Annotated in this window: 15 protein-coding genes and 1 pseudogene; 8 read left to right on the forward strand and 8 right to left on the reverse strand. The window is 63.9% G+C overall.

Going from position 1 to position 12168, the window contains the following annotated elements; all coding sequences use genetic code 11:
• Position 1 precedes the first annotated feature (1 nt).
• On the reverse strand, positions 2-466 hold the full coding sequence (locus HTY61_RS05740) for a hypothetical protein (protein ID WP_175275893.1): 465 nt from the start codon (positions 464-466) through the stop codon (positions 2-4).
• A 119-nt stretch (positions 467-585) separates the two neighbouring features.
• On the opposite strand from HTY61_RS05740, the gene HTY61_RS05745 reads away from it, so the two are divergent.
• Both HTY61_RS05745 and HTY61_RS05750 read left to right on the forward strand, forming a co-directional pair.
• Positions 586-858, forward strand: a complete 273-nt coding sequence (locus tag HTY61_RS05745; RefSeq protein WP_175275894.1) for a hypothetical protein — start codon at positions 586-588, stop codon at positions 856-858.
• Between the two features lie 129 nt (positions 859-987).
• On the forward strand, positions 988-2610 hold the full coding sequence (locus HTY61_RS05750) for a vWA domain-containing protein (RefSeq protein ID WP_175275895.1): 1623 nt from the start codon (positions 988-990) through the stop codon (positions 2608-2610).
• A 78-nt stretch (positions 2611-2688) separates the two neighbouring features.
• On the opposite strand, the gene HTY61_RS05755 is transcribed toward HTY61_RS05750, so the two are convergent.
• Positions 2689-2976 (reverse strand): DUF6455 family protein, encoded by a 288-nt coding sequence (locus HTY61_RS05755; RefSeq protein WP_175275896.1) that lies wholly within the window; start codon positions 2974-2976, stop codon positions 2689-2691.
• Positions 2977-3257: 281 nt separating this feature from the next.
• Here HTY61_RS05755 and HTY61_RS05760 point away from each other — a divergent pair, with 281 nt between their 5' ends.
• The 3 genes from HTY61_RS05760 to HTY61_RS05770 all read left to right on the forward strand — a co-directional run bounded on the left by HTY61_RS05760 (position 3258) and on the right by HTY61_RS05770 (position 6192).
• On the forward strand, positions 3258-4013 hold the full coding sequence (locus tag HTY61_RS05760) for an SDR family NAD(P)-dependent oxidoreductase (RefSeq protein ID WP_175275897.1): 756 nt from the start codon (positions 3258-3260) through the stop codon (positions 4011-4013).
• Positions 4014-4190: 177 nt separating this feature from the next.
• Positions 4191-5690, forward strand: coding sequence for an Asp-tRNA(Asn)/Glu-tRNA(Gln) amidotransferase subunit GatB (gatB, locus tag HTY61_RS05765; protein WP_175275898.1), 1500 nt, complete (start codon positions 4191-4193; stop codon positions 5688-5690).
• 13 nt (positions 5691-5703) lie between these two features.
• On the forward strand, positions 5704-6192 hold the full coding sequence (locus tag HTY61_RS05770) for a GNAT family N-acetyltransferase (RefSeq protein ID WP_175275899.1): 489 nt from the start codon (positions 5704-5706) through the stop codon (positions 6190-6192).
• Here HTY61_RS05770 and HTY61_RS05775 read toward each other — a convergent pair.
• Positions 6182-6616, reverse strand: a complete 435-nt coding sequence (locus HTY61_RS05775) for a hypothetical protein (RefSeq protein ID WP_175275900.1) — start codon at positions 6614-6616, stop codon at positions 6182-6184. The two genes, HTY61_RS05770 and HTY61_RS05775, sit on opposite strands and share 11 nt — an antisense overlap.
• Positions 6617-6703: 87 nt before the next feature.
• On the opposite strand from HTY61_RS05775, the gene HTY61_RS05780 reads away from it, so the two are divergent.
• From HTY61_RS05780 to HTY61_RS05790, 3 genes and pseudogenes are all read left to right on the forward strand, one after another.
• Positions 6704-7216, forward strand: a complete 513-nt coding sequence (locus HTY61_RS05780; RefSeq protein WP_175275901.1) for a DUF427 domain-containing protein — start codon at positions 6704-6706, stop codon at positions 7214-7216.
• Between the two features lie 90 nt (positions 7217-7306).
• Positions 7307-7705 carry an NADH:ubiquinone oxidoreductase subunit NDUFA12 gene (locus HTY61_RS05785; protein WP_175275902.1) on the forward strand — a complete coding sequence of 133 codons (399 nt, stop codon included), beginning with the start codon at positions 7307-7309 and terminating at the stop codon, positions 7703-7705.
• A gap of 162 nt (positions 7706-7867) precedes the next feature.
• Positions 7868-8227, forward strand: a pseudogene (locus HTY61_RS05790) (DUF2155 domain-containing protein); the annotation flags it as partial.
• Between the two features lie 3 nt (positions 8228-8230).
• Here HTY61_RS05790 and aat read toward each other — a convergent pair.
• The 5 genes from aat to HTY61_RS05815 form a co-directional block, all read right to left on the reverse strand.
• On the reverse strand, positions 8231-8854 hold the full coding sequence (aat, locus tag HTY61_RS05795; RefSeq protein ID WP_175275904.1) for a leucyl/phenylalanyl-tRNA--protein transferase: 624 nt from the start codon (positions 8852-8854) through the stop codon (positions 8231-8233).
• A 57-nt stretch (positions 8855-8911) separates the two neighbouring features.
• On the reverse strand, positions 8912-10261 hold the full coding sequence (accC, locus tag HTY61_RS05800) for an acetyl-CoA carboxylase biotin carboxylase subunit (protein WP_175275905.1): 1350 nt from the start codon (positions 10259-10261) through the stop codon (positions 8912-8914).
• 17 nt (positions 10262-10278) lie between these two features.
• Positions 10279-10755, reverse strand: a complete 477-nt coding sequence (accB, locus tag HTY61_RS05805) for an acetyl-CoA carboxylase biotin carboxyl carrier protein (RefSeq protein ID WP_175275906.1) — start codon at positions 10753-10755, stop codon at positions 10279-10281.
• Positions 10756-10767: 12 nt separating this feature from the next.
• The gene (gene aroQ, locus HTY61_RS05810) at positions 10768-11220 is read right to left on the reverse strand and encodes a type II 3-dehydroquinate dehydratase (RefSeq protein ID WP_175275907.1); all 453 of its coding nucleotides are present in this window, start codon (positions 11218-11220) and stop codon (positions 10768-10770) included.
• A gap of 171 nt (positions 11221-11391) precedes the next feature.
• Positions 11392-12162, reverse strand: a complete 771-nt coding sequence (locus HTY61_RS05815) for a DsbA family protein (protein WP_175275908.1) — start codon at positions 12160-12162, stop codon at positions 11392-11394.
• Positions 12163-12168: the final 6 nt, after the last annotated feature.

Below are 12168 nucleotides of genomic sequence, written 5' to 3' on the forward strand. Positions count from 1 at the left end.
CTCACATCGTGCCGCGCATCGAAAGGATGCCGGCGGTCGTCGGATTGATGCCGCACTTGCGGAGCACTGCCCTGGCCGGGGCGGTCGTGTGCAGCGTGGCGAGTTGGTCGCCCGCTTGCCCGCCCGGAACCGGTGCCCGCGGTTGCAGCGCCGCGAGCGCCGACTTGCGGTCGGTGCTGCCCAGTATGCGCAGGCTCTTGTCGAAACATTCGCAGGCCAGCGTGATCTCGGCATTCGTCTTGCCAAGCGCGCTGCGGCCGTAATCGGCCACGCAGATGCCGTAGTCGGGTCCGCGCGTGTAGTAGCGGCTGTCGAACTTGCGCAGCGTATTGCGGAACATGCTGCGCGCGGATGCCGTAACATCGCCAACCGCGCCGACGCTGCCGCCTGAATTCAGGTAGGACAGCCCCCCGCCGAACGCGCCGGAAAGAATGACGGCGCTGATCAATGTAAGCCTGAACCCCACGACATCCTTCCTTTCTGATGTGAATATCGCTTTGATGGGTGAAGAATTCGTTGTTTCAATGCTTCGGCCTTTTGCCAAAAGCTTAACGGGGTCGGTAACCGTCACGTGAGGGGGAAGAAATGAGCGCCGACAAGGACAAGTTGCGCGAGGCGCTTGACCTGCTGATGGCGGGCGGCCTGGCCGTCGGACCGGACTGGGAAGCCGCGCATGAGATATGCCAGGCTCGCGAGGGCATTGCCGCCTTCGACTGGATTCACGCATTGTGTCACCGCATAGAGGGCGACGACTGGAATGCCGGATACTGGTACCGACGCGCCGGGCGCGAGCGGTATGCCGGAACGGTCGAGGAAGAGTGGGGCGCCATGCGAACGGCCCTGCTGGCTGGCGACTAGGCGGCGGGTGCCGGCCCGCTTCCTTCCGGTGCAAGGCGATTCGCGTCTTGCTGTGCGCGATTGCACAGGACATGCTTGTAGGCGTCGTTAAGGCGTCTGTTGTCTGCCTGGGAAGTAGGGAGTGGCATCATGACCCGTAAGTTACTTGCAGCCGCAACGGCTTCATTCGTTTTATCAGCGACGTCCGCCCTGGCCGCCGACAAGGCCATCATCGTCATGGATGCTTCCGGCTCCATGTGGGGGCAGATCGACGGCAAGACCAAGATAGAGATTGCGCGCGAGACGCTGGCCGGCGTCCTGCCGTCCATCCCGAACGACATGGAACTGGGCCTGATTGCCTACGGGCATCGGGAAAAGGGCGTCTGCTCCGATATCGAGCAGATCGTCGCGCCCGCCGCCGGAACGCACCAGCGCATTGCCGAGGCGGTCGACGGTCTCAATCCGAAGGGCAAAACGCCGCTCACCGACGCCGTCCGCCAGGCCGCCGAGGCGTTGAAATACACTGAGAACAAGGCGACGGTCGTCCTGGTCACGGACGGCATCGAGACCTGCAATGCGGATCCGTGCTCGGTTGCAGCCGAGCTCGAGCGTCTGGGCGTGGACTTCACTGCGCATGTTGTCGGCTTCGGCCTTTCAGAAGAGGAGGGGCGGCAGGTCTCCTGCCTCGCGGAGAATACCGGCGGTCTCTATCTTCAGGCCAGCGACGCGGCCGGCCTCTCGGAGGCCCTGACGAAGACGGTTGCCGCACCGCCGCCCGAGCCAGCGGTCCTGGACGACAATGTCACCATCACCGCCCGGCTGGCTGAGGGCGGGCCCGACTACGACCTGAGGGGGCGCTGGGACTTCTATCCCATGGAGGGAGATACGCCGGCAAAGGACGATGTCGCGGGCGGATATGCCACCACCTTCACCACCACGCTGGAACCGGGTCGCTACCTGCTGCGCTACCGCAAGGACATGGTCACGGCGGAGACGGTTGTCGACGTGGATGAGGGTGAGCGCATCGAGCGTGATCTCGTGCTCGATGCCGGCGTTGTCACCGTCAGGGTCTTGCCCGACGACGGCGCGCCCGTCGATAAGTCGGCCCGCTTCGATCTGGAGGTGGCGGGCGATCGCGATGGCGCCTATGGCCAGGGGACGCTGGTTGTCCCGGCCGGCGAAGTCCGCCTGACGGCGCGCCTGGGCGAGGGTACACACGAGGAGTCCTTCACGCTCGCTGCCGGCGAGATCGTCGAGAAGGACGTGGTCATGGGCATCGGGGTCGTCGAGATCAATGCTATCTACGCGGAGGACGGCCCGGCCATCGAATCGAACAGCATGCGTGTCGATGTCCTGTCGGCGAAGAAATCGCTCGACGGCAAGCGCAAGCAATTCGACGGCGCCTACGGCCCCGGCAACCAGTTCAAGCTTCCGCCCGGCGATTATGTCGCGCGCGCGCGGCTCGGCAAGGCGACGGCCGAGGCGCCCTTCACCATATCGCGCGGCGAAATGACCGATGTCGTCGTGAATATGGATGCCGGTGTGCTTCAAGTCTCGGCGCCGGGCGCCTATCGGATCGACGTCTACGAGGCCAAGGCTGACATTCAGGGCAAGCGCAGGCGGCTCGATGGCGGCTATGGCGACGAGTTCCAGATCACGTTGCATCCCGGCGACTATCTTGTTGTCGCCACGATGGGCGACTCCAATGGCGAGAAAAAGGAGCTGCCTATCGCCGTCACCGCCGCCGAGCGCGCCGAGGTGATGGTGGAATAGCGGAAAGCACAGTGCAGCTTGCGACACGGCCCCGGGCGTTTGACCCGGGGTCATTCATTTTGCCGTGATCCGGAAATGTCAGGCTGCGCGGTATTTCCGCTCCGCCTCGATGTCGTGTTTCAGGCGCTCGAACATGTCGTGGTTCTTGCAGAAGGCGGGCGCCTCGTCAGGATGCGCGTTGGTCTCCAGCCACGTTTGGCAGGCGTCCTCGCGCCCGCAGCCTGCGCATCGTTCCTGCGCGCGCTTCATGACGGCCGAGCTGTGCGGACGCGATTCGAGCGCCGCGCGGAGGCCGAGCTTGTCGACCATGACGTGAAACAGGCCGCCCCGCTCGGCAGCGGGCAGAAAATGGCGCAGCGAAAGCACGATAAGTCCTCCTCGGGTTCCTTGTGCGGACCCAGCATCCCCCGGAATGCCGCCGCCGCACATTGATCCTGGTCAAGTGCCATTCCACCGTTTCCGGCTATGCTTCCGGGGCTTCTGAGATACATTCCACAATTTGGAAAACGCTCGAGAAATCAAAAGAATGAACGCGACCGTTAACGCGCAAGTTCAGGCCGCTTGTTGATATCGGCACGCGATTCGGCGGCGCAACTCGCCAACGGAACAATCCGGTCATGGCCGGGGCAACGGAAGGAATTCGGAAAATGACTGACAGGTTCGACAACAAGGTGGCCATCGTCACCGGTGGCGCATCCGGTATCGGCGAGGCGATCAGCATCAGGCTGGCATCGGAAGGGGCGAAGGTGGTGGTCGCCGATCTCGACGAGGCGCGCATGGCGGATGTCGTCGGCAGGATCGAGGCCGCGGGCGGTGCCGCCGTGCCGTTCAAGGTCGACGTTTCGGATTCGGCGCAGGTGGAGGCCATGGTCGGCCATGCGGTGGAAACCTGGGGCGCGTTGCATCTTGCCGTGAACAATGCCGGCATCGGCGGTCCGTCCGCCCCGGTCGGCGAATACCCGGTCGATGGCTGGGAAAAGGTGATCGGGATCAACCTCAACGGAGTCTTCTACGGCATGCGATTCGAGATTCCGGCCATGCTCGCCGCCGGCGGTGGCGCAATTGTCAACATGGCGTCGATTCTCGGAAGCGTCGGCTTCGCCAATTCGTCGGCCTACGTCGCGGCGAAGCACGCGGTCGTCGGCATGACCAAGTCGGCCGGACTGGAATACGGCACGCAGGGAATCCGCGTGAACGCGATCGGGCCCGGCTTCATCGACACGCCGCTCCTGTCGGCCAATCTCGACGCCGAGACGCTTGGATTCCTCGAGACCCAGCATGCGGTCAACCGGCTGGGAACATCGGAAGAAGTCGCCGCGCTGACCTGTTTCCTGCTGTCGGACGAGGCGTCCTTCATCACCGGAAGCTATCACCTGGTTGATGGCGGATACACGGCGCGCTAGCCGTCGCGCCTTCTTGCCACGCGGGGCCGGGCAAATCCCGGCCCTTTTTCTTTGGTTCGGCGGGCGGGAAAGCCAGATATCGGGCGGTCCGGTGCCCGTTGCAGACGATGGCATCTTGCAGGCCCAGTTGCGTTGCACTAACGAAACGGGGAACGGTTACGAACACAAAAGCGCATAATGACACTCATCGACACCCGCACGCCCGATCCGAAACGTTTCATCCCCGGCGCCACCGGCGACTGGGAGATCGTCATCGGCATGGAAGTTCACGCCCAGGTCATCTCCCGCTCCAAGCTGTTTTCCGGCGCATCGACGGAATTCGGCGCCGAGCCGAACGCCAATGTCTCGCTCGTCGATGCGGCCATGCCCGGTATGCTGCCCGTCATCAACGAGGAATGCGTCCGCCAGGCGGTGCGCACCGGCCTCGGGCTGAAGGCGCAGATCAACAAGAAGAGCGTCTTCGACCGCAAGAACTACTTCTACCCGGACCTGCCGCAGGGCTACCAGATTTCCCAGTTCAAGCAGCCGATCGTGGGCGAGGGCAAGATCACGATTTCCGTCGGACCCGACAAGAAGGGCGAGTTCGAGGATGTCGAGATCGGCATCGAACGCCTGCATCTGGAGCAGGATGCGGGCAAGTCGATGCACGACCAGCATCCGACCATGTCCTATGTCGACCTGAACCGCTCGGGCGTGGCGCTGATGGAGATCGTCTCCAAGCCGGACCTGCGGTCCGCAGACGAGGCCAAGGCCTATCTCACCAAGCTGCGCCAGATCCTGCGCTATCTCGGCACCTGCGACGGCAACATGGACGAGGGCTCCATGCGCGCCGACGTCAACGTGTCGGTGCGCAAGCCGGGCGGCGAGTTCGGCACGCGCTGCGAGATCAAGAACGTCAACTCCATCCGCTTCGTCGGCCAGGCCATCGAGTACGAGGCGCGCCGCCAGATCGGCATTCTGGAGGATGGCGGCGAGATCGAGCAGGAGACCCGCCTGTTCGACCCCGGCAAGGGCGAGACGCGCTCGATGCGCTCCAAGGAAGAGGCGCACGACTACCGCTATTTCCCCGATCCGGACCTTCTGCCGCTGGAATTCGACGATGCATTCGTCGAGGAGATCGCGGCCAGCCTGCCGGAACTGCCCGATGACAAGAAAGCGCGGTTTGTCTCGCTCGGCCTGTCGGCCTATGATGCCTCCATTCTGGTGTCGGAGAAGGCGATCGCTGACTATTTCGAAAAGGTGGCCGAGGGGCGCGATGCCAAGGCAGCGGCGAACTGGGTGATCAACGATCTGCTCGGTGCGCTGAACAAGGCCGGGCTCGGCATCGAGGAGACGCCGGTTTCGCCGGTGCAGCTCGGCGGCATCATCGACCTCATCAAGGAAGGCACGATTTCCGGCAAGATCGCCAAGGATCTTTTCGAGATCGTCTGGAACGAGGGCGGCGAACCGTCGGAGATCGTGGAAGCCCGCGGCATGAAGCAGGTGACCGACACCGGCGCCATCGAGGCCGAGGTCGACAAGGTCATCGCGGCCAATCCCGACAAGGTTGAACAGGCCAGGAACAAGCCGACGCTCGCCGGCTGGTTCGTCGGTCAGGTGATGAAGGCGACCGGCGGCAAGGCCAACCCGCAGGCCGTGCAGGCGCTGGTCAAGCAGAAGCTCGGCATAGAGGACTAGGAGGAGGTCTGCCATGTGGTTACGGACAGCATCGCTGGAGGATCTGGAGACCATCAGCGCCATGTTGTCCGAGACATGGCACGACACCTACGACGCCATATACGGCAAGGACAAGGTCACCGAGCTGACGAAGGCTTGGCACTCCGTGCCGGCGCTGAAGCAGCGCATGACCAAGCCGCGCTCGGAATTCATCGTCTGCGATGACGGCGCCGAGATCACGGGCATGGCCTTTGTCAGCCAGATCGACGCCGAGACCTCTATGTTGCATCAGCTCTACGTAAGGCCGTCGGCCCAGGGGCAGGGTGTCGGCAAGAAGCTGCTGGTCGAGGTCGAGGCCTGTTTCCCGGATGTGCGGAAGATCCGTCTCGAGGTCGAGGAGGCCAACGAGCGCGCCGTCGCCTTCTACGAGCGCAACGGCTTCCGCCGCGTCGGCACCAATCCCGATTGCGGCGTGAAGGGCTCAGGCATCCCGGCCATCGTCATGGAAAAGGTTATCTGGTAGCCCCGTCCTGCATCCGTTCCTTGCCGTCCGGATCGTAGATCTGCACCGCGGAGCACTCGATCAGGTAATCCCGCTCGCTTCTGTCGCAGACATGCAGCGCGGTCGCCTTCGCGGCCGCCTCTGTCGGCAGGCCGCAAATGACCTCGTGCCAGTGCGGGCCCTCGCGGTGCTGGACGAAAACATCGACGCTCCAGCCCGCCGGCTGGCACCAGTTGGTGCGGATGCAATCCTCTCTCGCCGCGCCGCCCTCGACGCATTGCGCCACCGCGCAGGCAAATCCCTCCTCCGGGGTCGCACCCATGCACACGCCGCCGCCCTGTTCGGGTGCCTGCACGAAGGCGATGCCTGCCGGTCCGTCCTGGGCTGCGGCAGAAGTAGCGGCCAGTGTTACGGCGATGGCGAGCAAACGGAATTTCTTGGCCATGTCGCTCTCCCGTACGTGACGGCATGACGCTAGCATGGCCTGAAAGACCGGGCTACCGTCGCCACACCGACATGGAAGGATTGCGGGATGGCGCGACTCACGATTCACAATCCGCGGAACGATGCGCATTTCATGCGTATCATGCCCGTCAGGGCGAGGGTGCGCGTGCGCCGGGGCAATGCGTTGCTGGCCGAATCAGACCGCGCCATTCGGATCCTGGAGACCGGTAGGGTCGTCTACGATCCGGTGGCCCATATTCCCGAGGCCGACATCATCGGGCCGCTCGAACCGGTTCCCAACAAGTCCACGCACTGTCCGCTGAAAGGCGATGCCTCGTGGTTCTCCCACCACGGCGAGGAGATCGCCTGGATCTACGACCGCCCGCTGGGCATTGCCATGCAGTCGTGCGGTCATGTGGCGTTCCTCGCCGGCAAGGTGACGATAGAGGAGATCGGGGAGGACACGCCCCTTTTAGCAGGTCGAAACGAATGCGCCGGCCGGTGGCCCTACAAGCGGGGCAGGGGTAATGGCGTGGCCCCGATGCGCAACGGTTCCACGACTGGCGGGAGTTCGCGAAGTTCCATGCGGGTTTCGGGATGAAATTGCGCTGATTTGGGCCATCGGCGCGCTTGCAATCGCAACGGCACGGCGCCATAAGCGGGGAAGCGAAAAACGCCCGGACACGATGCAATGAAAGACTTCCTCCTTCAGTTCTTCACCTGGTGGAACGGCCAGACGCTCAACACGCGCTTCTACACCTGGCGCAAGGGTGAGCGCGTTGGCGAGGACGAATTCGGCAATGTCTACTATCAGGGCGGCAAGGATGCCGAGGGCCGCACGCGCCGTTGGGTGATCTACAACGGTTATTCCGAGGCCACCATGATTCCGCCCGGCTGGCACGGATGGATGCATCACCGCACAGATACGCCGCCGACGAAGGAAGACTACAAGCCGCGCGAGTGGCAGAAGCCGCACAAGCCGAACTATACCGGTACCGCCAAGGCCTATCGCCCGCACGGCTCCATGCTGACGCCCGAGACCCGGCCTGTCGTCACCGGCGACTACGACGCCTGGACGCCCGGCGAATAGGTCGAGGCGCGGGAAGGTCGCTTTGCGACCAAGCTTCTGCCACAACTTGGCAATAGTGATTCCCGCGTTTCGGGCCAACCGCCATCGCTAAGGATATTCATGTCGGGATTTCTCAAATCATTGGCCGCGCTCGGCATGGTCGCAGCCGTCTTTTCGGCCTCGCCGGCACTCGCCGAGCGTTCGGAAAACCCGGTCGCCGAGTTCTCCGGCATCGACAAGATCACGGGCCGGATCATCACCTTCGACGTCTATATCGACGAGACGGTGCAATTCGGTGCGCTGCAGGTAACGCCGCGCGTCTGCTATTCGCGCACCGACAACGAGGCGCCGGGATCGAGCACCTTTGTCGAGGTCGACGAGATCACGCTCGACCGCAAGATACGCCGCATCTTCACCGGCTGGATGTTCGCCGACAGCCCCGGTCTCAATGCGGTGGAGCATCCGGTCTATGACGTCTGGCTGAAGGGCTGCAAGCAGGAGTCCGACGTGCCTCCGCCCGACACCGCTGCGGGCGGCAACTGATCCTCAGTCGAACCTGGCTTCGCCGATCAGCGCCTCGGCGAGCATGTCCTCGTATTCCTTCGCGGGAACGTCGATGGCGCCGAACTGCTTCAGGTGGTCGGTGGTGAACTGCGTGTCGAGCAGGATGAATCCCCGTGCGTTGAGCCGCTCGACCAGGCGCACGAGGCATATCTTGGAAGCATCCGTCCTGCGCGAGAACATGCTTTCCCCGAAGAAGGCGCGTCCGAGGCTGACGCCGTAGAGGCCGCCGACGAGCTGGTCGTCCTCCCAGGCTTCCACCGAGTGGGCGTGTCCCATTTCGTGCAGCTCGCAGTACAGGTCGCGGATCGTCTTGTTGATCCAGGTGCGCTCTCGCGTCGCCGTGGCTTCCGCGCAGGCATTGATGACCGCCCGGAAGGCCGTGTTGACGCGAATGTCGTATGGCGCCTTGCGCATCCTTTTTGCGAGGCTGCGGGGCACGTGGAAGGTATCGAGCGGAATGATGCCGCGCATCTCCGGCTGTACCCAGAACACTTCCGGGTCGTCGGCATCGTCGGCCATGGGGAATATGCCCGCAGCATAGGCGCGCAGCAGTATCTGCGGCGTCAGCCCGCGCTTCTTCGCATCGTTGCCGTCCTTGCCGGTCATTGTTCGGCGCCCCTGCCGGCATGGCGGCCGCGACGGATCGCGGCCGGGATATTCGCGTCAGTCCGCGTGCTTGGCGGCCAGATATTTTTCCAGCCAGTGGATGTCATAGTCGCCGTTGGCAATGTCGAGGTTCTGCACAAGGTCCTGGAACAGCGGCAGTGTCGATTTGATTCCGTCGACGACGAATTCGTCGAGTGCGCGCCTGAGCCGCATCATGCACTCGACGCGGTTGCGCCCGTGCACGATCAACTTCCCGATCAGGCTATCATAATAGGGCGGTATCCGGTAGCCGGCATAGACGCCGGAATCGACGCGCACGCCAAGCCCGCCCGGCGTGTGATAGTGGGTGATGGTGCCGGGCGAGGGCATGAAGGTTTCCGGATCCTCGGCATTGATGCGGCATTCGATGGCGTGGCCCTCGAACTTGATCTCGCTCTGGCGAACCGACAGGCCGGCGCCCGAGGCGACGCGAAGCTGCTCGTGAACCAGGTCGATGCCGGTGATCGCCTCGGTCACGGGATGCTCCACCTGCAGGCGCGTGTTCATCTCGATGAAGAAGAACTCGCCGTCCTCGTAGAGGAACTCGATGGTTCCCGCGCCGCGATAACCCATCTTGGCGATCGCGTTCGCGCAGATTTCACCGATTTCCTTGCGCTGCTTGTCGTTCAGGGCAGGGGAATTGGCCTCCTCCCAGACCTTCTGGTGGCGGCGTTGCAGCGAACAGTCGCGCTCGCCCAGATGGATGCCCGCGCCGGCCCCGTCGCCGACGACCTGGACCTCGATGTGGCGGGGCTTGCTGAGAAACTTCTCGATATAGACGGCATCGTTGCCGAAGGCTGCGCCCGCTTCCGAGCGCGCGGTCTGCAGGGCGACCACCAACTCGTCCTCGGACTGTGCGACCTTCATGCCGCGCCCGCCGCCGCCGGCCGTTGCCTTGATGATGACGGGATAGCCGATGTCCGCGGCGATCCGCTTGGCCTCGTCATCGTCCGTCACGCCGCCCTCGGAACCGGGGACGACCGGGATTCCGAGCCGCGCTGCGGTGCGCTTGGCCTCGATCTTGTCGCCCATCATCGAGATGTGTTCGGAGGTCGGTCCTATGAAGGTGATGTTGTGGGCCTCCAGGATCTCGGCGAATCTGGCGTTTTCGGACAGGAAGCCGTAGCCCGGATGGACGGCATCGGCGCCGGTGATTTCGCAGGCGGCGACGATCTGGTGGATGTTGAGATAGCTGTCGCGCGACTGCGGCGGGCCTATGCACACGCTTTCGTCGGCGAGGCGCACATGCATGGCGCTCTCGTCGGCGGTCGAGTGTACCGCGACCGTCGCTATGCCGAGCTCCTTGCAGGCACGCAGCACGCGAAGCGCTATTTCCCCGCGGTTGGCGATCAGGACCTTGTTGAACATTGCCCGCTGTGCCCCGCTCACGCGATCACGACGAGCGGCTGGCCAAATTCCACCGGCTCGGAATCGTTGACCAGGATCTCCGTCACCGTGCCGGCGCGCGGCGCCGGAATCTGGTTCATCGTCTTCATCGCCTCGATGATGAGAAGGGTTTCACCCTCCTTCACCGACTGTCCGACCTGGACGAAGGGTGCTGCGCCCGGTGCCGGAGCGAGATAGGCGGTGCCGACCATGGGTGAGGGCACTTCATGGCCCGCACGGGCCGGTGCTGCCTCCGCGTCCGCCACCGGCGCCGCCGGTGCCGCCGCGGGCTGGGCCGGCGCGGGAGCCGCCTGCGGAACCTGTGCGACGGCCATCGGCGCGGCAACCGTCTCGCGCGACACGCGAATCCGCAGCTCGCCCTGCTCGACTTCGATTTCGGTGAGGTCTGTTTCGGTGAGAATTGCGGCGAGATCCTTGACGAGACTCGTGTCGATCGCCGGCTTTCGTTCAGCCATGATGCCCTCGAATTATCCTTGTGGGTTGTTTTCCAGATGTGCGGCAAGCGCACGGATCGCAAGCAGGTAGCCCTCGGTTCCCAGCCCGCAGATCATGCCCCGGCACACCGCGGTGATGCGGGAATGGTGCCGGAAGCGTTCCCGCGCATGGATGTTGGAGATATGCACTTCGACAACGTCCGCCCCGGAGCCGGCAATGGCGTCCCGCAGCGCGATCGACGTGTGCGAATAGGCTCCCGGGTTGAACACCACGCCGATGCCGTTGAGACCCGCTTCCTGAAGCTTGTCGACCAGTTCGCCCTCGTGGTTCGACTGGAAGCAGCTCGTTTCCAGTCCGAGTTCGGCACCCAGCGCCTCGCAGGCCTTCTCCACGTCGGCAAGCGTCCCGGAACCGTAGATTCCGGGCTCCCGCCTGCCGAGCAGGTTCAGGTTCGGGCCGTTGAGGATCAGGATGCGTCTTGCCATCGCGCGGTTCTCTGTCGTCGGTTGTTGTCGCGCATTTCGGTTCAGGTTCGGTAGAGCCTGCCGCGGCCGCGGGCAAGAGGCTTTCGCCCCTTTTGCCCGCCAAATGCGCGTATGCGCACATAAAATGGCGCAAGCAGGTTAAAGTTTTGCCGCGTTCGGGGCGCTTTCCCGTCAACAGACGGTCGATCCGCATTCGCGCACGTTGGCCACCTTCGTCGCAAGGACTTCCTCGCCCAGGGCGCCGGAAACGACCTCGTCGCCGATCACGTAGGCCGGCGTACCCGAAATGCCGAGCTCGGTCGCCAGCTGGTAGGTGTCGCGAATCCGTTCGATGACGCTGTCGTCCTCCATCTGCCTGCGCAGGGCCGCCTCGTCGGCGCCGAGGTCGAGCGCGATGCGCATCGCGGACTCCTCGTTGGCCCGTCCCTCGCCACCGAGCAGGCGCAGGTGGAATTCGGTGTACCTGTCCGGATGCAGGTCATGGAACGCGAAGGCGACGCGGTGCGCTTCCTCGGACTCCGGCCCGAGGATCGGGAACTCCTTCAGCACGAACCTCAGTTCGCTGTCGCCCTCCATCATCGATACCATGTCGGTCAGGGCGCGCTTGCAGTAGCCGCAGTTGTAGTCGAAGAACTCGACGATCGTGACGTTGCCTTCCGGGTTGCCGAGAACCGGATCGCGCGAATCCCCGAAGATGCTGTCGCTCTTGCTGGCGATGGCTTTCTGCTGCTGGTCGCGCTGCTCGGCCATCTGCTTGGCCGTCAGCGCCTGCTGCACCTCCAGCAGGACCTCCGGATTTGCGAGCAGGTAGTCGCGAACGATCGTCTCGATCTCCTTGCGCTCCGCGTCGTCGAACGCGGCTGCCGGGCCGGTCGCGGCAGGCAGCAGGACGGCTGCGGCGACGGCGGTGTGGAGAACAAGCTTGCGCATTGGGAGTGCCATGGGCGG

Origin of the sequence: Oricola thermophila, from assembly GCF_013358405.1 — a bacterium.
Taxonomy (GTDB): domain Bacteria; phylum Pseudomonadota; class Alphaproteobacteria; order Rhizobiales; family Rhizobiaceae; genus Oricola; species Oricola thermophila.